This is a genomic window from Pseudomonas farris (assembly GCF_019145235.1).
GTDB lineage: Bacteria > Pseudomonadota > Gammaproteobacteria > Pseudomonadales > Pseudomonadaceae > Aquipseudomonas > Aquipseudomonas farris.
This window is the reverse complement of the sequence record NZ_JAHSTV010000010.1, coordinates 123053-148799: the sequence shown is the minus strand read 5'-3', so window position 1 is coordinate 148799 and position 25747 is coordinate 123053. Positions and strand designations below refer to the sequence as shown.

Below are 25747 nucleotides of genomic sequence, written 5' to 3'. Positions count from 1 at the left end.
ACCCAGGAATAAAGACCTTTTAGCTCGTGGCCCTTGTCCGATAACGCAGAGTACAGGGGGATCGTGGCCGATCCAGGGTGCAGGTATCGGCGCTCGACCTTGGGTCACTCGTAAGTCATGGTGAAGGTTAACGCGGTATTGGCCGAGCCTCCTTTGACGGATTTATCCGTTTGGTAGTAAGCGGCCTTGAGCGGAATGGAAAAATTGCCGCCTGCGGGTGAATAGTTCAAAAATACATGATCAGCCCCAAGGGGCAGTGCTTTGTCAAAGTTGTCGAGTATTTGTACGCCAACACCGGTGGCGGTGGCGTCGGCCGACAAGGCCACAACGGATGCCGTCTGGTCGAGAAGTGGGGTGGTCGGGTCGAGTCGGTATTTGACGGCGTTTATCCCCGTCGGACAGGCGTCAAGTTTGATCGCGAATGGCACAGGGCGCAGCCGGCTATTCATGCCGCTAAAGCCTGAGGTTTTTTGAGTGCCCATAGGGACCGTCACGTCCGGGGTCGTACAGCTTGGTTGGGTGATCACGATTTTTTGGGGGAGGTTCAATGTCAGTACAGGGTTTAGCGATCCTATAGCAAATGTCGCTACATTTCCTGGCGGAACTTCGGTGCCCGTTTTAATTGGTCCGATTTTAATTAGTTCAAAGTAGGTATTCGAAAATTGATTGAAACTACTTATATATTTATAGCCATAGGGCCCCAAATAAAGCTGACCACCTCTAGCTAAAAGACTCCATCGAAAGCCGAGTCCGGTTGTCCCGATGGGGAAGATGGTTTTCTCCTGAAGATCAGGCGGCTGGATCCCTACAAGGCTCTTAGTGCCGGATAATTCGAAATCAGGGGAGCTACAATTAACGGTAGTTCTGCTAGGCACTCTCGCATTGTCTGTATGAATTACCGTGCCGTCTGGAGTGTCTCGTGGCACAGAGATACTCGCAGAATGGGCAAGGTTGTAGGTAGCGGCTGGATATCCGGGATCAAAAGTGCAATCAGCATTCGCCTCGCCCATGATAGACAAGGAAAGGAGTGTACCAAGGGTGATGAATACCTGTCGGCAGGCATTCGACGTGGATGGCTGTTTAAAACATTTCATTGCTATATCTCTCTGTATAGGCATAGGCACGACAGCTCTTGTTCTGGAACTGGCGGTCATGCGTTCCATGCAAAAGGGGACGTCCGTGTTTGCGCATACCTGAAGAACTCAGCTGCAGGCATGGGCTTGGCAAAGTAGTACCCTTGCGCAATATCAGCGCCCAGCTTGCTGATGCGTTCGAAGTCTGCCTCGGTCTCAATGCCTTCGGCGGTCACGCTCAAGCCCAGGTCATGCGCCATGGCGATGGTGTTGGCCAGTATCTGGTGGCCGACGCTGCTTGAGCGTGCCTGGCGCACGAAACGCTGATCGATCTTCAGACTGCTGAAGGGTGTCAGCGCCAGGCGTTGCAATGAAGAAAAACCGGTGCCGAAGTCATCGATGGCACAGTTGAAGCCGCGCAGGCGTAGTTGACTAACGGCACCGGCCAGTCCGGCATCGAAGCGCTCTGCGGTGTCTTCGGTGATCTCGATGGTCAGGCGTGAAGGGTTGATCCGGGTTTGCGCGACCCGTTGGGCAACGCTTTCGGCCCAGCTCACGGAGTTGGCGACATCGGCGCTGACATTCACAGCCATGCACAGGTCGGTACCTTGCAGCTGCTCGAGCAGGGTCATGGCGTGGCCAAGCATCCGTTCCCAGAGCGCATCGCGCAGTTTGACCGAGCGCAACACGGGCAACAGGTGCAAGGGACCGAGGATCCCCAGTTCCTGGCGGTCCCAGCGCGCGAGTGCTTCGGCACCGTACAGTTCACCGCTAGCCACGTGGAACTGAGGCTGATAGTAGGCAACGATCTGCTCCAGGCACTCCGTCGGGCGGACGGCATTTAGCGCTGGAGCCTGTGGCTTCGCCGATTCGACGCGAGTATTGGGCGCAGACGCGTGCGCACTAAAGCACCTTTCGATGTCCGTCAGTACCAATAGGTTGCTGTTGACCAGCATAATCCTTACGCCTTTTTGCCGGGCGTGCTCTTTGATGGCATTCACGATGGAGGGCGATTGTTTGCCGATGAGCAACAGTTGCGTGTCGGTGTCGAGCACCGCCAATGCGTCGATCAGTTGCAAGCCGGTTATCTCCGGCATCTCCAGATCCGAGATGAGGGTGTCCCAGCGCTGTTCATGGACCGCGGCCAGTGCCTGTTCGCCCGTCGTCGCCACACAACGGCAGCCAGGCCCCAGCGTGTTGAGCCGGCGCGCCAGCTGTTCACGGTGCAGGGCATTGTTCGAGATCAGCAGGACATTCCGTGTTTTCACGATGTAAACCTCGCCCCCCATTGACCCGCTTAGCGATCGCAGTGCTTTTAAGTCGTTGGGGAGCCGCTATAAGGTATTGAGTTTTCGATGTGAAAAAATAATGCCTTAATCGCTCGTCACGAAGAATTGTACGTCGTCCTATATTTATATGGGGTGTTGTCCTATTTGTGTTTGTTGTCTCTTGTTATAGATGTGCAGATTTGCGTTGTGGTTTGCATTGACAGCGAGGTAAGACAATTCCCATTAAAATTCAAGATCTGAAGCGCCTTCCGAATAAGACTTTAAGCAATTTCTTCAAGTGCTCGATTCTTCCATAATTTGTCTCGTCTGATGCGGAAATCAAAGTGTTTCGAGGGGGCGCCAGACATAATCTTTTATCAATCTGTGATTCACCACTTAAACGGAAACGGATGTTATGAGAAATAAATTTTATTCTTTCGCGCTGACAGGAGTTGTTGTCGCGTCGAGCCTGATGTCCGCGGCAGTATTTGCTTCGGATGGCACCATCAACATCACTGGTGCACTTACCGATCAGACTTGTACCGTGACTAGCAGTGCCAGCGTCGGTCTGGACTCGCTCGGAATCAGCGCGGTGCCGGATGGTCAGGCTGCCGGGTTCAAGCCTTTCAGCATTACGTTGAGCAGTTGCGCGGCTAGTCTGGACGGTAAGGTGGTGCAAGCAGGTTTTGAGCCGGGTCCGAACACTGATCTGTCGACCGGTCGCCTGAATTTGACAGGTCCCGATGCCGATAAGGCCGCCAACGTTCAGTTGCAACTGCGTAACTACGACAATTCGGTAATCAAGATTGGTGATAACACCAGCGATAAAGGTGCCACGATCGCTAATAGCGGCGCGACCCTGAATTACCTGGTGGGTTACTACGCCAACGGTGCTGCTGGTGCGGGTTCGGCCAACAGCACTGTGACTTACAGCATTATCTATCCGTAATACCAGCCCGTGCATAAGGGGAACTTCCCCTTATGCCACCCATTTGATCAAGAGGGCGATATGAAACACTCTTTAATGCGTTGCTTGGCGCTTGGTGTGCTGGTTTCCGGCTTTGCTTCGGTGTCGCCGGCTCATGCCTCTATTGTGCTTAACAATACCCGTGTGGTTTACGAAGCGCAGGATAGAGAGACCAGTGTCAAGTTAACCAACGCAGGTAAAAAACCGTTAGTGGTGCAATCCTGGATTGATGACGGCGATGTAAAAAAAGACCCTAGCCTGATGAAGTTGCCTTTTATCCTGATGCCGCCGATCACCCGAGTGGATCCGGGCAAAGGGCAAACCTTGCGCTTGATGTACACCGGAGAAGCGCTGCCGCAAGATCGTGAGTCTGTGTTTTACCTGAACTTGCTGGAGATTCCACCCAAGGCCGCAACGTCCGCTGACCAAAATATTATGCAGATCGCCTTGCGGACCCGGGTCAAAGTGTTCTTTCGGCCGGCCAACCTCAAAGGAAACTCAAGTGAGGCCCCCAAAAAGTTGCTGTGGACGTTACTGAAGAAAGAATCCGGCTGGTCCCTGGAGTGTACAAACCCCAGTTCATATTACGTCTCCATGACTGAAATTGCGTTGTCCACGGGCAAGACTTCTTTGCCGGTAAGTGATGGCATGGTCGCTCCCGGCGGCACGCTGAAAGTTCCTGTGAGTTCAGTGCCCGCTGGAACGACCGGCGTCAAGTATCAGGCGATCGATGACTACGGTGCAGCGCGAGAGCATACGGTTTTGTTAAGTAAGTAGTTATTCGCATTGGTTTAAAAAATAAATAACGAAGCACTTCGCTTGCTGTTTTGCAGCGGCGAGTCGGACCCCTTTTGTCTTTTGAAACGAGTTCCCATGCAGACTAATTCTCTCTCATTTAATGCTCGACGCAATGCAGGCAAGAGCATCGGTCTGGTTTCAGCGTCCGTTCTGGTCGTCCTGTGTCTGGTGACTGCTCAAGGCGCGTATGCTGAGGATGAGTACGAGTTCGACTCCTCGTTTCTTCAAGGCGGGGCGGGTGCTGCCGACCTGAGCAAGTTCAGCCATGGCAACTTGGTGTTGCCTGGTACCTACCTGGTCGACATCGTTCTTAACGAGATTCCGGTCGGTCGCGAAGAGGTTGTTTTCAGCGTCAAGCCCGGCAAACGAAGTGCAGAGCCGTGTCTGAGCGTCGCGCTGCTTGATCGTCTGGGGGTTGACCTGCTCAAGTTGCCAGGTGTCGACCTGAAGAGTCGTCAGGCGTGTGTCGACCTGCAAGCCAGTATCCCTTCCGCCTCCGTACACTTTGACAGTGGCGAACAGCGCCTGGATCTGAGCGTGCCGCAATTGAACCTGCGCCGCAGCGTGCAAGGTTATGTTGACCCGTCGCAGTGGGATCAAGGCGTGACTGCCGGGATGCTCAACTACAATTACAGCAGTTTCTACAGCTCCGCTCAGCAAGGCGGCACACAGAACTTTCTCGGTTTGAACAGTGGGGTGAACCTGGGGGCCTGGCGTTTTCGTTCCGATTCTTCACTGGACTGGAACGACGTGAACCGCAACTGGCATAGCCGGGCACTTTATGCCCAGCGCGATGTGCAGGCGCTGAGCTCGCAGTTGACCCTGGGCGACTCCTCCACCAGCGGTAACCTGTTCGACACGTTTGCCTTGCGCGGCGTGCAGTTGGCCAGTGACGAACGCATGTTGCCGGATTCGTTGAGCGGTTATGCGCCGGTGGTGCGTGGCCTGGCCAACACCAATGCGAAAGTGACCATCCGCCAGGGCGGCTATACCGTGTACGAAACGACCGTGGCACCGGGGCCTTTTGAAATCAATGACCTTTACCCGTCCGGTTACGGCGGCGACCTGGAGGTCACCGTGACCGAGGCTGACGGCCGGATCCGTACTTTTTCCGTTCCGTATTCCTCCGTGGTGCGCATGCTGCGTCTTGGTGCCCAACGCTATGGCGCGGCACTGGGGCAATATCGTAACGGCTCCGATGATAATAACGATCATCGCATGGTTGGCCAGCTGACCTATGAGCGCGGTTTGACCAACCTGTTCACCGGGTATACCGGCGTATTGGCCGCCGAAGGCTACTTTTCACCGCTGCTGGGTACGGCAATGAATACACCGATCGGTGCCTTCGGCCTGGACGTGACGCATGCCTCCACCAAGGTCCCCACAGGCGGGGATACACCTGGTGGAACCTCGACCGGGCAAAGTGTGCGATTGTCGTATAGCAAGTCGATGCCGGAGACGGGCAGTTCGGTCTCGGTGGCGGCGTATCGCTATTCCACCAGCGGCTTTTACAACCTGCAGGATGCGATGGCCGTGATGAAAACCGACCGTCAGGATGATAACGCCCGGATTGATTTCGATGACGCCTCAAGCGGTCGAGTCCGCCGCCCGTTCAACCAACGCAGTTGGGTGCTGCCACAGCGTCAGCGCAGCTCCATGCAGGTCACTCTGAACCAGTCATTGGGCAGCGTTGGCTCGATGTATCTCACCGGGAGCACGCAGAATTACTGGAACAGGTCTGGCTCCAGTACCCAGTACCAGCTTGGCTTTACCAGCAGTACTCGTTATTTCAACTATTCGGTCGCGGCGATGCGCTCGTCGGATGCAACCGGTGTCAATTCCAACCAGCTCTACGCGACGGTGTCGATTCCACTGGGCGGTCGTGTCAGCGCGAGCTCAAGTGTCAGTTTCGCCAAGGGCGGCAACAGCACTCGCACCGCACTGAACGGTACATCGGGGCAGAACAATGAATACAACTGGGGGGCGAGCGTTGCCAAGGCCGAGAACAATGACCAGTCGATCAACTCCTACGGTAGCTATCAGGGCACTTACGGCACACTCAATGGCTCGCTCGGTTCCGGGGCCGGCTATCGCCAGGCGTCCTGGGGCGCAACCGGCTCGGTGGTGGCACACCCGGGTGGCGTGACCTTCGGGCAGCAAGTCAGCGACACCTTCGGGATCATTGAAGCGCCTGATGCTGCGGGTGCATCGATTCCGTCGCAACCGGGTGTGAAGGTAGATGACAAAGGTTATGCCATCGTGCCGTACCTGACCCCGTATCGCCGTAACACCGTCGATATCGATCCGCGCAATATGTCGACCGATGTCGAGTTGAAGTCGACCAGTGAAGAGGTTGTTCCACGCGCTGGCGCCGTGGTCATGGCGAAGTTTGAAACCGTCACAGGGCGCGCAGCAATCATCGATCTGGAGTTGCCGGATGGTGTGAGCATTCCGTTTGGCAGTGAAGTGACCAGCGGCGCCGGTAGCGCTATGGGGGTCGTAGGGCAGGGCGGTCGCGTGCTGGCTCGCGGTCTGGATGACAAGGGTACGCTGATGATCAAATGGGGTGAGTCTGCCGCCCAGCAATGTCAGATCGCCTATGCGCTTGAGCCGCAGGCAAAAGGTACCAGGCGGACTCAGTTCGAGCGCTTCAGCGCGCCCTGCACTCCGACCGGCGAGGCGACCCGGATCGTGTCAACGCATTGAGAGAAAACCATCGGAAAGACTCGTTTAGTCGATCAGGGATTCTGAGCGTAGAGACACTTGACCAGCACAACTAATAAGCGGCGCCAGGTTTAAACTTTTAGTCTAGCAATGCCGCGTGCTTTAGAAGTCTGCTGCCCATGTACATTCAATAATGAGGCAACTATCCCCGGTTTAACTTGAAAACACCTGCTCAGCGAGATAGCGTGAGGCTCGCTTTTTTTCTAAAAGTCAGCAATGGCCTGCGCTTTAACAACTTCCCAATCCAACCCGCTAGTCTTTAGAGCGGGTTGGATTCAGACGGACCCGGGACCCATGTATGCCCTCAAGTCAATGGCACTTGCCGAGAACCAATATTATTGTGGCTGACGATCATCCAGTGGTCGTTCTGGGTATCAGCAAGATGCTCGATGAAGTCAAGGATTTTCATCTGGTTGCGACCGCTACGGCCATTTCCGGGCTGTTCGAGTCACTGGCCCAAGTGTCTTGCGATCTGTTGATCTGTGATTATTCCTTTGAAGATGACGAGGAGCCCGATGGCCTGCTATTGCTTGAGCGTATACGTCGGCTCTATCCGGATATAAAGATTATGTTGCTGACAGCTCATGATGATCTGGTGATCGTACAGCGAGCCATCCGGATTGGCATTGACGGTTTTCTGAGCAAGTCCAGCGGCGATTTTTCCGCCTTGCCGGCGGTCATCGCGCGTGTCCTGCAAGGGGAGAAGTACCTCGACCCCGACACGTCGAAAATGCTGGTTCAGCACATGATGTCGAACAATCTACCGACCTCGACCCTATCGACGACTCAACTGACGGCCCGCGAGCTTGAAGTCGTTCGGATGTTTGCCAGAGGCATGTCTGTGACGGATATCGCCCAACAGACCGATCGTAGCGTCAAGACCATCAGCACCCAGAAGAAAAAAGCCATGCTCAAATTGGGGGCCGAGAATGATGTCGAACTGGTCAATGCGTTCAATCAACTGTTCTGAATGCAGCAACTGAGGTCGCCCTGAGTGAAACTCTCCCGGTTAAACCCTCTACGTCTGCTGCGTGAGCGCCTTCAGCATAGAATCCAGTCAATCCCCGATCTGCCTGGACGCTACTATCGCGGCCTGTTGATCGGTGGCGCGATTGTGCTCAGCGTCGCGGTGCTGGCGACATCGACAGTGGGGGCGACGATGCTGATCGAGCAGTTTCTCGATGAACGCAAACACGTGTTCCAGGTTCAGCGCGATTTGATCAAGGCCAACCTCGATCGCTATCAGGTGCGCTTGAAGCAAACGGTCGAAGCCTACGAGATGTTGTGGGGCCTGCTCGATCAAGAACAGGCCCCCGTTGAACGTTATCGCCAGCGCCTGGAGCAAAACCAGGGCGTCGTCATCACAGGCCCTGACGTGACGGCGACCCCCATTGCGGTGTTTTCTTCACTTGAGCCGGCTGAGAGCAATGCCCGGTTGGCGATTTTTCTGCGTCTGACTCGCGAGATATCACCAGTGCCCTTGCTGAGTCAGCGTGACATCGGCTATTACCTGGGTGGCTTCATCTACTCTGTCGATCGCCGGTTATTAGCGACATGGCCACCATTGCCCACAGAGCAACTGGACAAAGTCCGCGCCGAAGGCGTCCGCCATTTTGTCGATAGCTACATCGACAGAGTCGAAACGGCGATGACCAGGATCCCCCCTGAAGTGCTGCGTCAGCAGCGAGTGGTATGGGTACCGCTTTATCACTCGCCGGTGACCGGCGAACTGGTCAGCCACTACGCCGTTCCGGTCTATCACAATGACCGGCGCATTGCGGTGATGGTGGTCGCCGTCCCTTTCAGCAAGTTTTCTCTGTTGTTTCAGAACTCTAGCCACGAGCCCGGGTTCTTCATCGTATCCCGTGATCGCCAACATCTGTACGGGCTTGATGAGTCCAGCCCGCGTGAACGCAGGTGGATGAAATTCATACTCGGCTCTCCGGCTACTCTGGAGCATACAGGGCAGCAACCGGAGATCGTTCACAATGGCGGCATGTTTTTCCTGTCGCAACTGATCCCGGGCCCTGACTGGATTGCCGTCTACGCTTTCGATTGGTACACGGTGTTGTCGGCACTGCGGGGCCAGCTGATCCTGGTTTTCCTCTTGACCTTTTCAGTGCTCGGGGTCCTGTGGATTTTCATCGTGCTGCTCGATCGCCAGGTGCTCGCACCGTTACGGACCCAATCACGCCTGGTATACGAGAGCGAAGCGTTCAACCGTGCGGTATTGACGACAGCACCCGTCGGGCTGACGGTTTACGATCCGCTCAGCGACACGGTAGTCATGCAGAACGACGCTACCCAAAGGTTGCTCGCGTCATCACCCGAAGACGAGGGTTTCTACCGCCGATTGCTGACGGGCAGCTCGTGGACTCACCCTGACGCCCCGTTGGGGGCAAACGAAGTGCGCAGCGCCGAAATCTCGGTGATGACTACACATGGCCAACGCCGGGAAATTTCCGTCGCTTTTTCCCTGGCTCGTTACCGGCAGCGTGAAGTGGTGTTATTCGGGTTGACCGATATCAGTGATCAGAAAACCACTTTGCGGTTGTTGCAACGAGCGCGGGAGGCGGCGGATCAAGCCAACCAGGCCAAGTCCATGTTCCTGGCCACGATGAGCCACGAAATTCGCACGCCGTTGCATGGTGCGTTGGGCAATCTTGAGTTGCTGGTCATGGAGCAACTCACCGCTCGACAAAAAGAACGGGTTTCGATCATACGCCGAGCATTCGATGCGTTGCTGGCACTGATCAATGACATCCTCGACTTATCGAAGATGGAAGCTCTTGAGCTGCAACTGCACATCGAGCCGTTTCGTCTCAATGAGTTGATCGAACGTTGTGCGCAGACCTTTGCGCCGGTCATTCTGGACAAGAAGTTGCGTTTCCTCTGCCTTGTCGATCCGCGTCTCGCCGGCTCCTGGAGCGGGGACGGCCATCGGCTTGCCCAGGCGCTGATGAACCTGCTGAGCAATGCCCGAAAATTCACTCAAAACGGTTCCATAACCCTCAGGGCAATGCCCGGTGAAACCCGGGACGGCTGCTGCTGGGTGCGCATTTCGGTGAGTGATACCGGTATCGGCATTTCGCAAGCGCGGCTCGAAAAAGTGTTTGAGCCTTTTGTACAAGCGGACCGATCGATTGTTAGCCGTTTCGGCGGCACCGGGCTGGGGCTGACGTTGTGCAGCCGAATCATAACGTTGATGGGCGGCCATATCACCGTCGATAGCGAGGAGGGTGAGGGCTCCCTCTTTACGGTCAATGTGCCGTTGAAGCATGACAGCCCGACCGATGAGTTCCCCCTGGCGCGGGACAGGTATGATTTCAGCGCGGTGGTGATTGTTTGCGACGCTCCACTCTGGCAAAAGACCCTGGTGGCTCAGGTCAAGCGTTGGTTTCCCGAGGCGAAGGTCATCGAGGCCGAGTCGATGAAGGCGTTCGCTGCTGGCAATGAGCGAGCAATCATTGTCTTTGCGACCTTGGGGCCGTCTCTGCCGAGTCAGTGGCATGATGTTCAGTCTTCATATCTTGATACCGTGATTCTGACAGGCGATGGGCCGCTCTATCCTGAGCGTCGGGACGAGGACCTGTGCGTGACGTCATTCTCGGCGTCGATGTTCAAATTGGCCCTGGCTGCTTGCGGCAATCACGATGAAGTGCTCGAACAGGCAACGACCAGTCCCCAGCGTTCGGTGGTTCATCGTGATACCCGGGTGTTGATTGCCGAGGATGATCCGCTCAATAGAACATTACTCGAGCATCAGCTTGCCGCGCTCGGCTATAACCATGTCGACAGCGTGGGGGACGGCAAGGAGGCATTGGAGCGCTGCCTGGCGAACACCTATGACATTGTCGTGACCGACCTCGGCATGCCGGTCATGGATGGGGAAACCTTCCTCAAGGCGATACGCGCCAAGGGAATCGCGACACCCGTGATCGTTAGTACCGCGGAAACCGGTGGGAATATACAAAGCAAAACTTCAGGATTTGCCGAGGTGTTGCACAAACCGATCACCATGGACCGATTGAATGCAGCCCTTGATCAGGTGCTGGGGGCCGTGAGGTCGCCTTTGGAAAAAACATTTGTCGACTTGCCGGCCACTTTGGCGCTGACAGAGATGCACGTGTTGTTTTTGGCAGGCTGGGAGGGTGATGAACTGGCGTTGCGTGAGGCGCTGGAGGCTAACGACAGCAAGCGCTTTCTTGGCCGTCTCCACCGCCTCAAGGGCGCGTTGCTGGCTCTGGGCGAAAAGTCGATAGCTGAAGCTTGTGAACGGCTGCGGCGGCAAGTCGAGTTGCAAGGCATCCATCATGCTCAGGCGGCAATCGATGCGTTGATGGAGAGGCTGCTGGAGCGGGTAAGCAGCTACCGAAAAGCCGCTGCTTTGTAACACCCAACCGGCCTGTAATGCCAGTGTGGACAAGGCGACAGATCTTGCCGATCTGCCGCCCGATGATGCGCTAAACAGGAACGGCCTTAACCTTTTTGTAGCGCATTCCTGATTTCCTTGATCGCGTGGATGTTGCCCACGTTGAAACGGAGGGTTCGCCTACACCTCATTGCCATGGTGGTTTTGACCGGTGTGTTCATCACGTTGGTGCCGGCGCGAAGCAGTGGGGTTTCGGTCCAGTTAATCATTGGCTTACTCATGAAAACTTCTCTTTCTGACTGATCGGGTAGCCATGGCTACCCACGTTGGAGCAGGGAGAACGTATGCTCAAGGAGCGCGGCTTCCTGCGTGGCAATGCCGGGATAAGTCGGCACATAGTTATCGTCGAAGCACCAGGCTTCTTCGGGTTTTGTCGCCTGCCGAGGATGGATGATCAAACTCAGCGAAGCGGACAACGTTTCGGGTGGAAGTTGCTTGTGTACCTCATACAGTGGCGCCATGTGCAAAATATGGCCCGGCGCAAGTTTTAAGGTGCGCGCCTCACCCAGTGAAGGTTTTATACCGGCTCGCAACGGTGCATGATCAAGGATTGATCGCATGATGGTTGTATAGCCGTCACCGCTGTAACCCACGGCATAGATTTCAAAGTCATGAGTGTGGTTCAACTCATAAATGAACGTTCCGCTTTCATCCTGTGAAATAATGGGCGACCAAAAACCCAGTCGCACTGTAAATAAGTCATCATAATGCAATACGAACCCATAAGAGCCATAAATACTGTTACGAGTACTGAACCCGTCTTTTTGGATAGTGCTGTAAAGATGGTCACTCAGCAAGGTACGGTTGGTCGCCAGTTGTTTTAAATCATCAATGATGTGTGATGTGTCCTGCTGCAAGTCATAACCGGCCATGCGTTCAATGAATGTGCTGAGTTTCATGCGTCCTCACTGTATTGATCCAGCAAATGATCCAGACGAGGGTTTTTCAATTGGCGCAGCAGTGGTACACGCTGTAACGCGGTCTGCCGATCCTGCTGATAGATCACCTGAAACGCCCGCCAGGCGACAGCCGGGTGATAGTGATAGATCAACTCTGCGGCCACTTTGCCGGCCCCTGGATCCTGCGCCGCCTCAAGCAATTCAAGGCTGACGAGATAGTGTGCGGCACTGTCGTCATGGGGGAACCAGGCGATTTTTCGTAACGACTCACGGTCAAACACGCTGATGTCGGCACTTCGGTCAGGCAGGTTGATACTGCCGATAAATACTTGATGGCTGTTACCTGCCGAGTGACAGTCGAATAGAGTGTGGCGACCATCAATCAGCACGGGATTGCCCTCACTGATGGTTACGCTATCGTTGATCGTTAACTGCTCTTCTGTGAGGCGATAGCGCTGAAGCGGAAAAGATTGATGATTAATGGCAAAGAGAATACTGTACCCGGGCACTGAGTACAGCGCCGAGGACTTCGAAGCGTGGGGGGCCTTGAGACTGATGTTGCCGAAAGCCGAGCAGTGCAGTGTCAGTGTATGCGTGTGCGGATTGACAATATCCAGGATCGCGGCTCGACGCGAATTGGCATCGGTCAGTTCTTTTTGATCATGCAACCTGTCAATGAGTTTTTCGACCTCCATCGTCATATTCAGGCTTTTAATAATCGCTATTATTTGTTCAGGAGCGGTTTCTTTCGAAATAAGCTCAGCAATCATGACCACACCCAACCATTGTTATTTCTTTAATTAAACACTGTCAGCGGTCTCGCTGGGCTTGCGTCGCGAGCGCGAACGACCCGCGACGCCCCGCTGAAGATCCAAGCGCGTGGTCTGGAGTGTCGAACTCTCAGCGTTTTCGATTAGTGCCTTCTTTGATTTTCAGATAGATTTCGCGACGAAATATGGGCACCGAGCGTGGAGTCGATATTTGAAGCTTTACCTCTCCTCGATCTATGGACTGCACCGTGATCCTAATATCATCATTGAGACGTATGGCTTTATTGAGATCGCAAGTAAGCACTAACATGGGTCGCTCCATTGGTTTTTTGTAATGCCCCCCATCCGTTAGGAGGCCTGAAAAGCTGTACCAGGCTGGCAGCATGAATAGAACGCAGACTAAGGACTGATAACGGCATATCCCTGGCAAAGCTTGCCGTACCACTCATTCAACGCAGGCACGTCTACCTGCCCTTCCTGTGCCTCCACCCAAAGCACCAGTTCACCCGTCCCATCAGCGGTCAATCGCACGGGATAGAGAGGCGAGAACGGACTGTTGACTTGAAGAAGCTGCAACAAAACACCCTGCGGCAAGGGGTGCGATAAAGCGCCCAAGCGCATCGCCATCAACCATCCACCTTGCATCTTCTCCAAAACCAATTCAGGACCGTCCGCCACCTGCAACCGACAGGCCTCAACAGACGAAGAAGGCAACGTCAGGTTCCACTGCTCCAACCATTTTTGCATCGTCATCAGTCTTTACTCCGCTACTCGCCAGGCCTGTGCCATTTCAATGGTTGTGGAGTGCAAGGGCTTGCCCCAGGGTTTATTGCGCGCCGCATAATTGTCGATGATATCGTCCAGCACCTGATTGACCTGGACCGACGTGGTGGCCCGTGCCAGGTTATGTTCCGCGCGCCGCAGTAATGCCACGTTGGAATCAGGCTGTCCGGGGCGATACAAGGATGGGACGATGACTTCTTTACGTATGTTCTCGGCAATCACAGTGATATCGCGTTTTTGCATCTCGGTGACGGCATCCTTTAACACCGGCGACTCGACAGCTTGACCACGCATCGCCCCCAACAACTGCTGGTGGTTTGCGTTGTCAGCACGATTGAGTTCCCTGACCAGCCACTCCTGGCGAATCGGGGTGCAAGCCAGCGCATCCAGCCGGGCGAGAGCGTCGCGCATCTCGCCCGTCAATTGCAGTCGTCCCGCGGCTTCGTTACCCGAGACGATGGCCGCCATCAGTTGCGAGAGGCCTTCGCGGGCCGCCAAGCGAAACTCGATCACTGCATCCGTGCCCCCTGGATGCTGAACTGCGACGCTTTCAAGCATCTCGTCATCCAGCGCCATCAACGCTTCTTCCACAGAAGCAAAGTTGTACTGTTCGCGAGCCTGAGCGCGGCTTTCAAGATGAGCATCGACTGCTTGTTGCAGACGCTCCTGCAGGTGGTTTTTGATGTCATCCGGCATGCTGAAGTTCAGGGTTCCGCCGAGCGTGGTACTGAAGTCTCCTTTCTCCGTCTTCAGCGGCACCACAACCGTCTGATCGGTAAATGCCTCCAGTGCTTCTTGCTGCAATGCTCCGCGCGCGGCAACGGGTGCCCCCACCACCCAATCCACAGCTGCCTGGATTTTTGTGCCGCGATCACTGACAGCGGTCTGCGCCTCTTCAAACTTGAGTATCAGGTTGTCGGATTGGCGCAAAGGACTGTTCGAAAATGGTCGATCGAACATCTCGGGCACCGGCACATTCAACATGACGCCACCGTCCTGGAAAAACGTGCGCTCGCCTTGCGCCTGAAAGGGCTGAGCCTGCTCACCGACCTGCTGGAACACCCCGGGAAAGGAGCCCGAAATGTGCGCGGCACGGGCGATGCTCATGTCTGGCGTCAAGCTCGCATTGAACACCACCATCTGTGGTCGTCCCTCGAACATCGCCGTACCGGTGATATTCAGAGACTTGATCTGAGGGATGCGCTGGCTGAGCACGTCCAGGTCGCCAAAAGTCACCGGCCCTCCCTTCTCGAGTTTTTGCGCGATGGCAGCGACAGCGGGCTCACGCCCGACGGCCGGGTTAGCCGCAATCTGATTGAGCACGGATTTGCTCGACTCCTCCCGCAGGACTTTTTCCAGCGGAGCGGCTTCGGACTGGATTCGCGGCAACACGTTGAGTAACAGTTGAGTAAATCCGCCAACCACAGGAAGGGGCCGAGTCAAGGCACCGATTTCAGTGCAGATTTGCTGGAACAATTTGTGTGACTTGTTGGCGCTATCCAGCAGCGAGATCAAGTCCATTCCGTCAGAGAGCGCCTTAAAGGCCGATGCCCCCATACCTGACGCCAGCAAGGCGGCTGTGATGCCACCGGCAGACGAGCCGGACAGCGTGCGAATACCGGCGAGCGCCCCCTTGTCTTCAAGTGCCTTGATCGCTCCCGGGTAAGCGGCCCCTTTGGCCCCTCCGCCACTGAGTACCAGGCTGGTCAACGGCGGACGGCTGAGCTCAAGTTGTGCAACGCCATTGTCGAACTGGCGAAGGGTGAGCTGGCGCTGCCCTGTCTGGTCTGCGAGAACCTGCGCCTGCCCCTGAGGCTGCGGCGTTAGCAGACGGGCATGACCGATATCGGGAAGCTGCCGGCTGATAGCAATGCCGACCGTACTTTTCAGCGCCGCGCTCAAACTCTGCCCTGGCAAGTCAGCGAACAGCACCGCCCTGGTCGGCTGCTGACTCCGGGTATGGGCGACTTCCAGCGATTGATCCGGACCGGCAAGTGGACTGATTGGCGACTGAACGTTCATGTCTGCTCCTGAAGAATCCATGTTCTTTCGTGGAGCAAATGCTAGAGGAGTCGCCTTTCAGGTTCTTTTGGTATTGAACGAATACTTATTAATTTAGAACGTCAAGCGGGTCGCTTTACTCAGGCACTACCTGCCGCTGCAGCCGCACACAGACTTCAGCTGCCGACCTTTATCGGCAACAAATCACAAATTAGGACAAGGTCCTATAGAAATATAGGAGGAAGGGCAATTCTTTGTGATAAGCGATTAAGGCACTATTTTCACATCGAAACTTAATGCCTTATCGCTGCTCCCCAATGACTTGAAAGCACTTATGTCGCAGACTTCGAACGAATTAGAAGATCGGGAGCGGATTTTGCGTAAGGCTATTACTTCGCCAAACCCATGCCTGCCGCGGAGTTCTTCAGGTATGTGCAAACACGGGTTACCCCATGCGCACAAAAGGCATGACCGCCCGATTCTGATCAAGAGCCTGTCGTGTCTATGTCTATACAGAGAGATATCGCAATGTTTTTTTTAAACGCCCCCCCCAAATCGAATGCCTACCGACTAGTATTCATCACGCTTGGCACACTACTTTTCTTGTCTATTCTGGGCGAGGCGAATGCTGCTTGCTCTTTTGATCCCGGCTTCAAAGCCGAAACCGTCAACATTACTCCTTCCGCGAGTATCTCTGTGCCACGAGACACTCGGAACGGAACGGTAATTTATACCTCGGCTTTTGCTACATCCACACCCTCAACTTATAGATGCACCGGCGGCGAGAGATATGGCATTAAGAATCTTATTGGAAACCAGTCGACCGATCTTACGCGAAGTGGCATTTCTCCCATTGGGACAACCGGACTCGGCTTTCGATGGATAGCTCAAACCAGACTTCGCCCAATCTATATTGGCCCCTACGGTTTTTCCTATCGCGGGGCTCAGGATTATACCGCTCGCACTCCTTACGGTTTTGAATTAGTTAAAATCGGGCCAATCATGGAGGGCATCGAAGTTTCCGCAGGAAATATAGCGACTTTGGCTGCAGGATCGCTAAACCCGGTGGTCACAATGAACCTCACCCAAAAAATCACAGTCACCCAACCCACCTGTACGACCCCGGACGTGACGGCCCCCATGGGCACCCAAAAAACCTCAGGCTTTCGCGGAGTGGGGACCTCGCTGCCCCCTGTGCCATTCGTGATCAAACTTAACAACTGTCCGGCGGGGATAAACACCGTCAAATACCGACTGGTCCCGAACTTCTCAGATCCCAATAACCCCCCATCAGTGGCGGCCTTGTCGGCCGCCTCCACCGCCAAAGGCGTTGGCGTACAGATACTGAACAACCTGAATACACCACTGACCCTTGGGATTGATCATGTATTTAAAGATTATTCAGCAGCCGGCGGCAATTTTTCCATTCCGCTCAAGGCGGCTTACTACCAAACGGGTAGCACCGTCAAAGGGGGCTCGGCCAATACTTCGTTAGATTTCACCATGACTTACGAATGACCCAAGGTGAGTGTCCACACTGCACCTCAGATCGAAAATAACAGAGCATGCTCGATCCTTTTACGCAAAGGTCGGTGATGCAACTGGATAGCCGTAGCATTTCAACGCCAGTCCTTCAGCAGGATTCATTGCTCTTCATTGTCATAATCCAGTTTCATTGCGATGCGCAGAATATGCGCGACGGGCTCGAACAATTCCGCCGGAATGTAACGACCCACCTCTGTCTGGCCGGCGAGTGCGCGGGCGACAGCGATGTTCTCGACAACCGGGATACCGGCTTTCTCGGCCAGCGCGACAATGTGCAATGCGACTTCATCATGGCCGATTTCGATCACTTGCGGTAAGGGGGGGTCACCCGGCCGGAAGTAAAGACAGACCGCGATATGAGTCGGGTTACGCACCACTGCCGTGGACTTTGCAACATTCGCTGCGAGGCTGCCGCTTTGTACTCCTCGGTAAACTTCTTTGCGTTTTTGCTTCATTTCCGGGTTGCCTTCGGAGTTCTTGAATTCCTGCTTGATATCCTGCAGTGACATCATCAATTGCTGTTGGGTGTTGTAACGCTGAAACGCGAAATCGGCGATGCCGAACATCACGTAGAAACCGATCAGGGCCGCCCACATCCAGTACAGCAGTTGCGTGCTGACCGCCAGGCCACAAGCAACTCCACACAAGGGCAGGAACTGGATCGAAGGTGCATATTGACGAATGAGATAGAAAAAAATCAGCGAGAGCAATGCAACTTTGGTGAGTGATTTGACGAACTCGAAAAGGCTGTGCATGGAAAACATTTGCCTGGCATTCGCGAGCGGATTGACCTTCTCCAGCGAGGGTTTCATTGCCTCGGGTGCCAGCAGTGGACCGGTCTGTGCAACGACTGCAACGATGGTCATGACAATCACAAGAGCGGCGATACCGCCCACAAAGCGCAGAAAGATGCTGGCGAACAGGCCACCCAACTGATCGATCGCCGTGGCCAGGTCAAGATTGATGGCATTGATCGTTGCGTCGAGTAATGCTTCGAAACTGTCGAGCAGAGGGGCGCCTTCGAACGTAAAGTAGCCGAGCATCACCGCCAGTTGTACGCCGCTGGTGATTTCAACGCTTTTGGCGACCTGTCCTTTGGCGCGGGCATCCCGGAGCTTTTTCGCGGTGGGTTTTTCGGTTTTCTCACTCATCGCAAGTGATCCAGAAGCGCTAGCGTGTAGCGCATGAAGTGTGTACTGCGTTCAAGGGGGGCTTGAAACGCAAAGCCCAGCCCCATGACCAGCATCAGCAAGGCGAATGCGCTCTTGATCGGCATCGACAGGAAAAACACATTCAGTTGCTGCGCCGAGCGATTGACCAGTCCAAGCGCCATGTCGACCAGGAGAATGGCGACGATCGCGGGCATTGAAAAACGCAGGCATAACTCGTACATCAGTTGCCATTCCCGTGACAAAAACGCGAGAAAGCCAGGCCCAAAACGAAAGACCTCTCCCGGAGGCAGTGTTGTGTAGGAGTGATAGATCGCCGCGATCAGTTCGTTGAAGCCGCCAGTGACCAGAAACAGCAGGCTGAAGACCTGGGTAAACAGAATGCCGAACAGCGAAGATTGCTGACCCAGCAGCGGATTGAGCACGCTGGCCATCGATGCGCCACGCAGGGTATCGATCAGAAAACCGGCCATGTCGAGTGCCCAGAATGGAATGGCCGCGCAAAAACCGATCAGCAAACCAATGCTCAGTTCAGCGCAGATAATCAGCAGGTAGTGCCAAGCGGTGGCGTTCTCGCGTGCGGCCTGTAGCATGGGCCACGTGTCGTGGAGCGGAATCAGCAGCAGGGCGATCATCAGCACCAGGGCATTGCGCACCAGTGTGCCGCCGAGCGTAGCCTGATTGAACAGTGGCAGCATCAGCATGACACCCAGCGGGCGCAGCATGCATAGCCCGAGCACAGGCAGCCACTGGGTGAGTGATTCCACGCTCAGACTCTCATCTGATTGATCAGGTCGAATGATCGATTGGCGTAGTTGAGCAGGATGTCGCCCATCCAGTTGAACGTCATCGCGAGCGTGATAGCGACAGCTATCAGTTTGATCAGGAACTGAACGGTTTGATCCTGCACCTGGGTCAAGGCCTGGATCAGGCTGACCAGTACACCGACCACGGAAGCAACGACCACGACCGGGAGCGATAGAAGCAGGACCAGCCACATCATCTGCATGGCCAGTTGGGTGATCAGGGCTTCACTCATTGCACGATCACCGTCAGGTAAACGAAAGCATCAACTGGCCAAGCAACTTTTCCCAGCCGTTCATCAATACGAAAACCAGCAGCTTGAGCGGCATCGATATCGTCATTGGCGAGACCATCATCATGCCCATCGCCAGCAGCACGTTGGAGACAATGAGATCGATCGCGACGAAGGGCAAATACAGCAACAGACCAATCTTGAAGGCTTCAATCAACTGGCTGACGGTAAAGGCCGGCATCAGCACCAGAAGTGAATTGTCAGGGATACGATCGCGGTATTTTTCTGGCCATATTTCATGCCCGATACTTGAAAAAAAGTGTGCCTGGTCCGGTGCGGTGTTGCGCCCGAGAAACTCGCGATACGGTGCGAAAACTCCGGATTCGACCTGCTGGATGAAGTCGTTGGATTCGATTTGAATGGGGTTGGCCGCCAGGTTGTCCTGAATTTCCAGGCCGATCGGCGCCATGATGAACATCGTCAGGATCAGCGCCAGGCCGTACAACGCGATATTAGGCGGGATCTGCTGGATGCCGAGGGCGTTGCGCAGTAGCGAAAAGACCACTGCCAGTTTCAGAAATGACGTCCCCAGTATGAGCAGAAGCGGCAGAATCGAGACAGCGGACAGCAGAGCGATCAGTTGTAGAGGTTGGTCCAGCAGGCCCATCTGTAAACTCCGGGAGGCTCGTCTTGCCCTCTATTATCGAATTCGCGCCGCAACCCACCCATCAGGCACAAACCTGAGTTTTCAGACGAAACGCTCGATCCTCACCACCAGTCGTCCATCGATATTCAGCAGCAGGCCGTGGGCAATCGTTTTTCCGGCCACTTTCAAGAGGATGAAGTCCTCGGTGCGCGCGGGTCCCTCCAGGATGTCGCCAGCCCTGAGATTGACCAGCGCATCCAGTGGAACCTCGATCGAGGCAACCTGAGCAACCACGGTGACCAACACATCAGGGCGCAGGCCTGAGCCTGCTTCGGGGGCGATAGGGGTTACATCGAGCCAATCGTTGAAGTCGTCCATCACATCCTTAAGGGCATAAATACCGGTGTCGCTACCTGCCAGGGTGGCGAGCGGGCGGTTCATGAATAAACCCAGCTCGCCGTCGGCGACCAGGTAGCTGTGGTGCAGCAGTAGCCCATCACCTGGGCTCAAGCGCTTGAGCGCCTGCTGATCAATACGGCTCCAGCCGGCCACGAGCGGAACGGGGATGCGCCGCATGCCGGGTTCGTCGGTTGTTGCAATCGGAGTGAAAGCCTCGGCCAGCGTATCGAGCCAGGCCAGAGGTGCATCGAGTATCCAGGCGTCGAGTCGACGGTCCTCGCGTTCGATCCGCAGGCACCAGTGCGGGGCTGTTTCGACATGCCCGGGTTCGATGACGGCGTCTGTGGGCCAGGCGATGTTGTTGTCGTAAAGACCGGCGCCCGCCGAGGCCAGGGTCCAGGCGGCCAGCACGCCGTGCAACTCGACGGGCACTGCTGGCCAGGCCGGTACGCTGAGCATCGGGCTGATCCAGCGGCACCAGTGTTCGGGCGTAAGCCACAGGCGTACAGGTTGCCCTAGGACCTCGGCGTTCAGAATCAGGCCATCACCACCCGCCACGCTGTAGGTTATCGTCAATGCGCCATCGACGTGTTCCAGACGTCGACCGGCACCGATCTTGCGCAACAGTTGACCGGCAGGTTCACTCAGTCTTGGCAGTTGCACTGCAGATATCCAGTGTCACGGGGCGATTGAACAGCGCGGCAAGTTCGCCTTCGAGTATTTCTCGAGGTCCGGCGATACGTTCGAAGTCGTTGAGATCATTGACCGTTACCCGTAGCGACAGGAGACACCCGTGTGCGCTGGCTTCGATCTCCAGCCCAGCCAATGGGCCGTTGGTCAGGCGCAGCGTGAGTGTGTCGGGGGTAAATCGGCCGAGTCGCGAGAGTTTTGCGACCTGGGGGGCGAAGACTGGCGCCAGATCTGGGCGGGAGCGTTGCCGGTTTCTGGGATCGAAGGTGTTTCGGGTGACGGTCTCAGGCAGGGTTACCGGTTTTTGCAACAGCTTGTTGAAATAGCGCTGTTGGTTGTCGTCGGCATCCCCGCTCGATGAATGTTGGCCTGTGTAATGTCTTATGGCGCCTGGTACAGCCCTGAGGTAGGTCATCTTTCACTCCAGAAGCATTTTCAGTTTTTCTTGCTCGACCATCAGTTTGCGCAGCAGCGCCTGACGCTCCGCTTTCTCGAGCTGCATTCGACGCCACTCGGTCTGCACGGTATCGAGCCGGTCGGCGATGGCGTGGTCATGCTGGCTGTAGTTGGCGAGTTCGATCTTCAGATCACGCAGAGTTCTGTGGTCCAGTACGTGTGTGGTGGCGCTGCAGCTGTGCCATTCATCCCAGAGGTGGCGACGCTCATCGAGCAATCGGGTCTTGTTCTCCAGCAACTCGGCTTCGTGCTGCGCGAGTGTGGCCAGCGCAGCACGCTGGCTCTGCTCGCGCCGCAGCTTGAGCGCGAGTAATCTGCTCAGCGTCATGCTTTCAGTGTTCGGCAAAGGTGTTGGACCGTATCTTCGAAACTGTTTTTTTCCGTGATCGACTGGCACAAGAACTCGTCGATGGCCCGCCGCCGGGCGAGCGCCTCGTCAGCTTCGCTGTCTTGACCCTCTTGGTATTCTCCGACTCTGACCAGCAGTTCGATCTCCTTGTAGGCGGCCATCAGGCGCCGCAACCGGCCAGCCAGGTTGCGATGTTCGGCATTGACGATCTGCCCCATGACCCGGCTCACACTGGCGCCGATATCGATTGCCGGATAGTGATTGGCTTCGGCGAGCTTGCGCGACAGCACAATATGGCCATCGAGAATCGAGCGGACCTCGTCTGCCACTGGTTCGTTCATGTTGTCGCCCTCGACCAGCACGGTGTAGATACCCGTGATGCTGCCGATAGCCGCGGGCCCGGCGCGTTCAAGCAGGCGCGGTAGTCGGGCAAAGAAGCTGGGGGGATAACTGCCTGCCGCGGACAGCTCTCCGGCGGCCAGGCCGATCTCCCGGGAGGCGCGGGCAAAACGCGTGAGTGAGTCCATCATCAGCAGCACGTTCTTGCCTTGATCGCGAAAATATTCGGCGATGGTGGTCGCGGTATAAGCAGCCTTCAGCCGTTCGAGCGCAGGGCGGTCCGAGGTCGAGACAACCACGATGGTGCGTTTACGCGCGGCGGCGGACAGCGTGTGCTCAAGAAACTCACGAACCTCGCGGCCGCGCTCACCGATCAGTGCCAGCACGATCACATCGGCCAGGCTGCCATCGCAAATCATCCCCAGTAATGTGCTTTTTCCACCGCCCGCAGCAGCGAAAATGCCGATTCGCTGGCCGACACCGCAGGTCAGAATACCGTCGATAGCCCGTACGCCCAGTGGCAGGGGGGTATCAATAATCGGCCGGGTGAGGGCGGGTGGTGCGGTACGTTCAATGCCGCGCCACAGGCAGTTCTGCGGCGCATCCGAACCGTTGAGCGGGCGGCCCAGGCCATCGACGACTGTGCCGAGCAGAAACTCTCCCAGGGTAATTTCGTGTGGTCTGCCCAGTGCTCGCACGTTGCTGCCGGTCGTCACGCCAAGCGGTTCGGCGAACGGTGACAACAGTGCAAAATCACCCTCGACGGCAACTACTTCCGCTTCGATACCGGAGGGTTCCAGTCGGCACAGTTCGCTGAGCCCGACACCTGGGAGGGATGCACGCAGAAGCGTTGGACCGACTTCGGTAATGCGTCCATAGAGGCTCTCGCCCACTTCGGTTGTCGTGGCGCTGGCAGCCGTGTGGGTTGGTTGGTCATTGAGCAGTGCCTGGATTGCGGCAAGATCGGGAGCTCGCATATCAAGCCTCTGCGATCAGGTCGATGTTACCGATCACGCGCAACTCAACTTCGTCGCCCAGTTCCTGGAATGACAGGACATGCAGGTTCGAGTACTCGCGCTCGACAATCTTGCGGACAAAGCGCCGTACATCAATCGCGGTCATCAGTACTGCGCGACGTGTGTCGCCGTCGCTGATCCTTTCGCGGATGCCGTCGATGATTGCCCGGTTCTGTTGCGCATCCAGCGTCGAGTAAGACCCTGCGGCCGTTTGCCGGATCGATTCACGTACTATGTTTTCGATACGGTCACCGAGCATCCAGCCACTTATCCAGGGCTGGTTGCCGCGGTATCGGGTGGCGATATGGCGACGCAACGCAACGCGTACGTACTCGGCGAGCATGATCGGGTCTTTCTCCCGTGGCGCCCACTCGATCAGCGCCTCGAGAATGCTTCGCAGGTCGCGGATTGATACACCTTCACCAACCAGTCGTTGCAGTACGTCGGCAATCCGCCCGATGGGCATTTGCCGCTGTACTTCCTTGACCAGCTCGGCGTAGTTGTTCTCCATGGAGTCCATGAGAAAACGCGTTTCCTGCACGCCGACAAAGTCGGCGGCATAGCGGTCTATGACGAGTGACAGACAATGCACGATGCGTGCTTTGTCACGGTAGAGCGTGATACCAACCGCTGCCAGTGCTTCACCTTGCACGGGGTCGAGCCATTGCAGGACCTGGCCGCCGAAAGGCAATTTGTGGGTGTGCAGCGCTTGAACGAGTGTCGTCGAGTGCGCATCGGCCAGTAACAACTGGTCTGGCACCGTGAGGGTCAGGACCGGTTCCTGATAGAGCAGAACCTGTAACGTGCCGGCTTCAAGTGTGTTGTCCGTTTGTAGATGGATGTCGGGCAGGGGGATGCCCAGTTGTTCGAATTTCGTCTGGCGCAGCTGGCCGAACGCTTCATCGAATGACCCTGAGCGTGCCAGATCACCGGCAACCCGTACCATCAATGGTATGGCTCCCGGCGTCATGGAGTTCTGTGGATCACCCGCATCCGAACCCGCTGGCGAATGAAGCGGCGCTGTCCCTGATTGCACACCGCTGCGGCGCAGGCGCTTTTTGATCCACCATGAGCCGCCGTAGATAGCGGCGGCGAGCGCGACGAAGTAAATGACCGGAAAGCCCGGTATCAGCGCAAATACCAGCAACACCCCGGCGGCGAGACTCAAGGCTTGCGGTTGTCCGGCTATTTGTTCGCTCAGGTCACTGGCCAGGTTCTTGCGTTGTTCGCCAGGCACACGGGTGACGATAATACCGGCGGTGATCGAGATCAGTAGCGCAGGAATCTGGCTGATCAAGCCATCGCCGATGGACAGGATGGCGTAAGTCGACATCGCTGTACTGGCGCTCATTTCGTGGACGAACACGCCAACAGCAGTACCACCGAGGATGTTCACAAGAATAATGATGATGCCGGCGATTGCATCGCCTTTGACGAACTTCATCGCGCCGTCCATCGCGCCGTACAGCTGACTTTCTTTTTGTACGAGGCCACGCTGACGACGGGCTTCGTTCGCATCGATGATCCCGGCGCGCATATCGCCGTCGATGCTCATCTGCTTGCCCGGCATGGCATCGAGAGAAAAGCGTGCACCGACTTCGGCGACACGTTCCGAGCCTTTGGTAATGACGATGAACTGTACGACCGTGATGATCATGAAGACGATCAGGCCGACCCCGAGACTGCCGCCGACGGCGAAACTGCCGAAGGTGTAGACGATTTCACCCGCGTCGGCTTGCAGAAGAATCAGGCGGGTCGTGCTGATGGTCAGCGCAAGGCGAAAGAGGGTGGTGATCAGCAGCACGGCCGGAAAGGTCGAGAACTCCAGCGGCTCCCGGATGTACAGTGCCATCATCAATAGAACGATCGAAATGGTCAGGTTGATTGCGATCAGCAGATCGACGAGTCCGGTCGGTAACGGAACGATCATCATGAACACGGCGAGCAGCAACAACACTGCCAGCACGATATCCTGGCGACCGGCCGCGATCGAGAGCCATGAGCCGAGCGGCTTCATCTGGCTTCTCCGACATGGGTTGCGAGCAGGCGACGCATCGTTTGCAGGCACCTTATCCACTGATTGACGTCACTGCCTGGTACGAGCCCGCAGCTGAGCACTTGATGATCGCCCAGCGCATAGGCACGCAGCGGCACGCCTTGGGTGCAAGCCGGTTGGCAACGTCCCAGAAGGGTTTTCAGTGTATGAAGGCGGCGACAGGCTTCGACTTTGCGGGACAGCGATAACAGCACGCGGCCATTGGTGTACTCGATGTACAGCCGAAAGGGCGGGAACGAAAACTCCATACGAGGCTCAATGCGATCGGCAGGAAAGTCGGACAGGCGCAGGAACTGTTCAAGCCGGCGTTCCGTTTGCAGGTCCATCCACG

24 protein-coding genes are annotated in these 25747 nt (G+C 56.0%); 6 read left to right on the top strand and 18 right to left on the bottom strand.

The features are described from left to right. Positions 1 to 104 precede the first annotated feature (104 nt). Together KVG95_RS21235 and KVG95_RS21230 are read right to left on the bottom strand one after the other, a co-directional pair. Positions 105 to 1163, bottom strand: coding sequence for a fimbrial protein (locus tag KVG95_RS21235; RefSeq protein WP_217857829.1), 1059 nt, complete (start codon positions 1161 to 1163; stop codon positions 105 to 107). Beyond that, entirely contained in the window at positions 1151 to 2341 is a 1191-nt protein-coding gene (locus KVG95_RS21230; RefSeq protein WP_217857828.1) for an EAL domain-containing response regulator, read from the bottom strand. The genes KVG95_RS21235 and KVG95_RS21230 overlap by 13 nt, the downstream gene beginning before the upstream one ends. 415 nt (positions 2342 to 2756) lie before the next feature. Here KVG95_RS21230 and KVG95_RS21225 point away from each other — a divergent pair, with 415 nt between their 5' ends. The 5 genes from KVG95_RS21225 (at position 2757) to KVG95_RS30210 (ending at position 11223) form a co-directional block, all read left to right on the top strand. Next, entirely contained in the window at positions 2757 to 3290 is a 534-nt protein-coding gene (locus tag KVG95_RS21225) for a fimbrial protein (RefSeq protein ID WP_217857827.1), read from the top strand. A gap of 60 nt (positions 3291 to 3350) precedes the next feature. Continuing rightward, the gene (locus tag KVG95_RS21220; protein WP_217857826.1) at positions 3351 to 4085 is read left to right on the top strand and encodes a fimbrial biogenesis chaperone; all 735 of its coding nucleotides are present in this window, start codon (positions 3351 to 3353) and stop codon (positions 4083 to 4085) included. A 96-nt stretch (positions 4086 to 4181) separates the two neighbouring features. Continuing rightward, positions 4182 to 6812 carry a fimbria/pilus outer membrane usher protein gene (locus KVG95_RS21215; RefSeq protein WP_217857825.1) on the top strand — a complete coding sequence of 877 codons (2631 nt, stop codon included), beginning with the start codon at positions 4182 to 4184 and terminating at the stop codon, positions 6810 to 6812. Positions 6813 to 7128: 316 nt separating this feature from the next. Next, positions 7129 to 7800 carry a response regulator gene (locus KVG95_RS21210; RefSeq protein ID WP_217857824.1) on the top strand — a complete coding sequence of 224 codons (672 nt, stop codon included), beginning with the start codon at positions 7129 to 7131 and terminating at the stop codon, positions 7798 to 7800. Between the two features lie 24 nt (positions 7801 to 7824). Then, on the top strand, positions 7825 to 11223 hold the full coding sequence (locus KVG95_RS30210) for an ATP-binding protein (RefSeq protein WP_217857823.1): 3399 nt from the start codon (positions 7825 to 7827) through the stop codon (positions 11221 to 11223). Positions 11224 to 11309: 86 nt separating this feature from the next. Here KVG95_RS30210 and KVG95_RS21200 read toward each other — a convergent pair whose 3' ends face one another. From KVG95_RS21200 to KVG95_RS21175, 6 genes are all read right to left on the bottom strand, one after another. Continuing rightward, positions 11310 to 11483, bottom strand: a complete 174-nt coding sequence (locus KVG95_RS21200) for a hypothetical protein (RefSeq protein ID WP_217857822.1) — start codon at positions 11481 to 11483, stop codon at positions 11310 to 11312. Positions 11484 to 11519: 36 nt separating this feature from the next. Next, positions 11520 to 12161, bottom strand: a complete 642-nt coding sequence (locus KVG95_RS21195; RefSeq protein ID WP_217857821.1) for a transposase — start codon at positions 12159 to 12161, stop codon at positions 11520 to 11522. Beyond that, positions 12158 to 12931 carry a hypothetical protein gene (locus KVG95_RS21190; protein ID WP_217857820.1) on the bottom strand — a complete coding sequence of 258 codons (774 nt, stop codon included), beginning with the start codon at positions 12929 to 12931 and terminating at the stop codon, positions 12158 to 12160. Before KVG95_RS21190 ends, KVG95_RS21195 begins: the two co-directional genes overlap by 4 nt. Positions 12932 to 13061: 130 nt before the next feature. After that, entirely contained in the window at positions 13062 to 13241 is a 180-nt protein-coding gene (locus KVG95_RS30205; RefSeq protein WP_217857819.1) for a carbon storage regulator, read from the bottom strand. 89 nt (positions 13242 to 13330) lie between these two features. Continuing rightward, entirely contained in the window at positions 13331 to 13684 is a 354-nt protein-coding gene (locus tag KVG95_RS21180; protein WP_217857818.1) for a CesT family type III secretion system chaperone, read from the bottom strand. A 6-nt stretch (positions 13685 to 13690) separates the two neighbouring features. Continuing rightward, positions 13691 to 15736, bottom strand: coding sequence for a patatin-like phospholipase family protein (locus tag KVG95_RS21175; RefSeq protein ID WP_217857817.1), 2046 nt, complete (start codon positions 15734 to 15736; stop codon positions 13691 to 13693). A gap of 507 nt (positions 15737 to 16243) precedes the next feature. Here KVG95_RS21175 and KVG95_RS21170 point away from each other — a divergent pair. Next, positions 16244 to 17233, top strand: a complete 990-nt coding sequence (locus tag KVG95_RS21170) for a fimbrial protein (protein WP_217857816.1) — start codon at positions 16244 to 16246, stop codon at positions 17231 to 17233. A gap of 125 nt (positions 17234 to 17358) precedes the next feature. Here KVG95_RS21170 and KVG95_RS21165 read toward each other — a convergent pair whose 3' ends face one another. From KVG95_RS21165 to KVG95_RS21120, 10 genes are all read right to left on the bottom strand, one after another. Continuing rightward, positions 17359 to 18411, bottom strand: a complete 1053-nt coding sequence (locus KVG95_RS21165) for an EscU/YscU/HrcU family type III secretion system export apparatus switch protein (protein WP_217857815.1) — start codon at positions 18409 to 18411, stop codon at positions 17359 to 17361. Further along, entirely contained in the window at positions 18408 to 19196 is a 789-nt protein-coding gene (sctT, locus tag KVG95_RS21160) for a type III secretion system export apparatus subunit SctT (protein ID WP_217857814.1), read from the bottom strand. The genes KVG95_RS21165 and sctT overlap by 4 nt, the downstream gene beginning before the upstream one ends. 2 nt (positions 19197 to 19198) lie before the next feature. Beyond that, positions 19199 to 19468 carry an EscS/YscS/HrcS family type III secretion system export apparatus protein gene (locus KVG95_RS21155; protein WP_217857813.1) on the bottom strand — a complete coding sequence of 90 codons (270 nt, stop codon included), beginning with the start codon at positions 19466 to 19468 and terminating at the stop codon, positions 19199 to 19201. Between the two features lie 13 nt (positions 19469 to 19481). After that, on the bottom strand, positions 19482 to 20132 hold the full coding sequence (gene sctR / locus KVG95_RS21150; protein ID WP_217857812.1) for a type III secretion system export apparatus subunit SctR: 651 nt from the start codon (positions 20130 to 20132) through the stop codon (positions 19482 to 19484). An 81-nt stretch (positions 20133 to 20213) separates the two neighbouring features. Next, positions 20214 to 21173 carry a type III secretion system cytoplasmic ring protein SctQ gene (gene sctQ / locus KVG95_RS21145; RefSeq protein ID WP_217857811.1) on the bottom strand — a complete coding sequence of 320 codons (960 nt, stop codon included), beginning with the start codon at positions 21171 to 21173 and terminating at the stop codon, positions 20214 to 20216. Further along, positions 21151 to 21615: a hypothetical protein gene (locus KVG95_RS21140; protein WP_217857810.1), complete on the bottom strand. Its 465-nt coding sequence runs from the start codon at positions 21613 to 21615 to the stop codon at positions 21151 to 21153. Before KVG95_RS21140 ends, sctQ begins: the two co-directional genes overlap by 23 nt. 3 nt (positions 21616 to 21618) lie before the next feature. Next, positions 21619 to 21984 (bottom strand): hypothetical protein, encoded by a 366-nt coding sequence (locus KVG95_RS21135; protein ID WP_217857809.1) that lies wholly within the window; start codon positions 21982 to 21984, stop codon positions 21619 to 21621. Beyond that, the gene (locus tag KVG95_RS21130; RefSeq protein ID WP_217857808.1) at positions 21981 to 23321 is read right to left on the bottom strand and encodes an EscN/YscN/HrcN family type III secretion system ATPase; all 1341 of its coding nucleotides are present in this window, start codon (positions 23319 to 23321) and stop codon (positions 21981 to 21983) included. Before KVG95_RS21130 ends, KVG95_RS21135 begins: the two co-directional genes overlap by 4 nt. A gap of 1 nt (position 23322) precedes the next feature. After that, the gene (locus KVG95_RS21125; RefSeq protein ID WP_217857807.1) at positions 23323 to 25377 is read right to left on the bottom strand and encodes an EscV/YscV/HrcV family type III secretion system export apparatus protein; all 2055 of its coding nucleotides are present in this window, start codon (positions 25375 to 25377) and stop codon (positions 23323 to 23325) included. Continuing rightward, the gene (locus KVG95_RS21120) at positions 25374 to 25742 is read right to left on the bottom strand and encodes a hypothetical protein (protein WP_217857806.1); all 369 of its coding nucleotides are present in this window, start codon (positions 25740 to 25742) and stop codon (positions 25374 to 25376) included. Before KVG95_RS21120 ends, KVG95_RS21125 begins: the two co-directional genes overlap by 4 nt. Between the last annotated feature and the right edge of the window lie 5 nt (positions 25743 to 25747).

What these genes read in the sequence shown, in the direction of transcription:
- KVG95_RS21235 (WP_217857829.1), bottom strand. Translation starts at nt 1,163, where the DNA reads ATGGAACGCATGACCGCCAGTTCCAGAACAAGAGCTGTCGTGCCTATG.
- KVG95_RS21175 (WP_217857817.1), bottom strand. Translation starts at nt 15,736, where the DNA reads ATGAACGTTCAGTCGCCAATCAGTCCACTTGCCGGTCCGGATCAATCG.
- KVG95_RS21220 (WP_217857826.1), top strand. Translation starts at nt 3,351, where the DNA reads ATGAAACACTCTTTAATGCGTTGCTTGGCGCTTGGTGTGCTGGTTTCC.
- KVG95_RS21135 (WP_217857809.1), bottom strand. Translation starts at nt 21,984, where the DNA reads ATGACGCTGAGCAGATTACTCGCGCTCAAGCTGCGGCGCGAGCAGAGC.
- KVG95_RS21140 (WP_217857810.1), bottom strand. Translation starts at nt 21,615, where the DNA reads ATGACCTACCTCAGGGCTGTACCAGGCGCCATAAGACATTACACAGGC.
- KVG95_RS21195 (WP_217857821.1), bottom strand. Translation starts at nt 12,161, where the DNA reads ATGAAACTCAGCACATTCATTGAACGCATGGCCGGTTATGACTTGCAG.
- KVG95_RS21165 (WP_217857815.1), bottom strand. Translation starts at nt 18,411, where the DNA reads ATGAGTGAGAAAACCGAAAAACCCACCGCGAAAAAGCTCCGGGATGCC.
- KVG95_RS21170 (WP_217857816.1), top strand. Translation starts at nt 16,244, where the DNA reads ATGTTTTTTTTAAACGCCCCCCCCAAATCGAATGCCTACCGACTAGTA.
- KVG95_RS21210 (WP_217857824.1), top strand. Translation starts at nt 7,129, where the DNA reads ATGCCCTCAAGTCAATGGCACTTGCCGAGAACCAATATTATTGTGGCT.
- sctR (WP_217857812.1), bottom strand. Translation starts at nt 20,132, where the DNA reads ATGGGCCTGCTGGACCAACCTCTACAACTGATCGCTCTGCTGTCCGCT.
- KVG95_RS21215 (WP_217857825.1), top strand. Translation starts at nt 4,182, where the DNA reads ATGCAGACTAATTCTCTCTCATTTAATGCTCGACGCAATGCAGGCAAG.
- KVG95_RS21120 (WP_217857806.1), bottom strand. Translation starts at nt 25,742, where the DNA reads ATGGACCTGCAAACGGAACGCCGGCTTGAACAGTTCCTGCGCCTGTCC.
- KVG95_RS21225 (WP_217857827.1), top strand. Translation starts at nt 2,757, where the DNA reads ATGAGAAATAAATTTTATTCTTTCGCGCTGACAGGAGTTGTTGTCGCG.
- KVG95_RS21125 (WP_217857807.1), bottom strand. Translation starts at nt 25,377, where the DNA reads ATGAAGCCGCTCGGCTCATGGCTCTCGATCGCGGCCGGTCGCCAGGAT.
- KVG95_RS21200 (WP_217857822.1), bottom strand. Translation starts at nt 11,483, where the DNA reads ATGAGTAAGCCAATGATTAACTGGACCGAAACCCCACTGCTTCGCGCC.
- KVG95_RS30205 (WP_217857819.1), bottom strand. Translation starts at nt 13,241, where the DNA reads ATGTTAGTGCTTACTTGCGATCTCAATAAAGCCATACGTCTCAATGAT.
- KVG95_RS21180 (WP_217857818.1), bottom strand. Translation starts at nt 13,684, where the DNA reads ATGACGATGCAAAAATGGTTGGAGCAGTGGAACCTGACGTTGCCTTCT.
- KVG95_RS21190 (WP_217857820.1), bottom strand. Translation starts at nt 12,931, where the DNA reads ATGATTGCTGAGCTTATTTCGAAAGAAACCGCTCCTGAACAAATAATA.
- KVG95_RS21130 (WP_217857808.1), bottom strand. Translation starts at nt 23,321, where the DNA reads ATGCGAGCTCCCGATCTTGCCGCAATCCAGGCACTGCTCAATGACCAA.
- KVG95_RS21155 (WP_217857813.1), bottom strand. Translation starts at nt 19,468, where the DNA reads ATGAGTGAAGCCCTGATCACCCAACTGGCCATGCAGATGATGTGGCTG.